1 pseudogene is annotated in these 644 nt (G+C 56.2%); it reads right to left on the reverse strand.

Annotation, left to right across the window (positions count from 1 at the left end):
* Window positions 1-581 (reverse strand): annotated as a pseudogene (locus BN4575_RS21500) (transposase); the annotation flags it as partial.
* Window positions 582-644: the final 63 nt, after the last annotated feature.

Raw genomic sequence — 644 nt, forward strand, 5'->3', positions numbered from 1 at the left:
CTTACGGCGTTGATAGCCAGTTTGCGAACGCAGCCCCTCCCGCCTCATTAATTTGGCCACACGGTGCTTACCGCAGGCTTCCCCCAAGTCACGAAGATCGCGATGGATCTTGCGATAACCGTAGACAGCACCACTTTCCAGCCAGGATTGCTTGACCAATCCGATCAACCGTTCATCCGCTTGCTGGCGTAACGATGCGGGCTGTTTCAGCCACGCGTAGAAGCCACTTCGGTGAACCCCCAGGGTCTGGCACAGGGTAACGACACTGTACCGGTCGAGTCGGGAGGTTATGAACGCGTACCTTTCCTTGACTCGCTGGCAAAGTACGCGGTGGCCTCCTTTAAAATGTTGCGTTCCTCAGTGACTTGGCGCAGTTCGGCTTTCAGACGGCGGATCTCGGCTTGCAAGGCTGACTCTTCGTGCTGCTGGTCAGCGGGATTACCGTACTGCTTGAGCCATGCATACAGGCTGTGGCTGGATACCCCGAGGGCTCGTGCAACGTCAGCCACCGGCCGCCCGCGCTCGGTGATTTGTTTAACCGCTTCGATTTTGAATGTTTCTGGATAACGCTGACGGGTCATAACACCTCCAATAGTTGCCTCATTTTAAGGCTGCGAGGTGTCTAGGGAACTGGGGGCGATTCA

It is taken from the genome of Aeromonas sp. EERV15, from assembly GCF_900079845.1.
GTDB lineage: Bacteria > Pseudomonadota > Gammaproteobacteria > Enterobacterales > Aeromonadaceae > Aeromonas > Aeromonas sobria.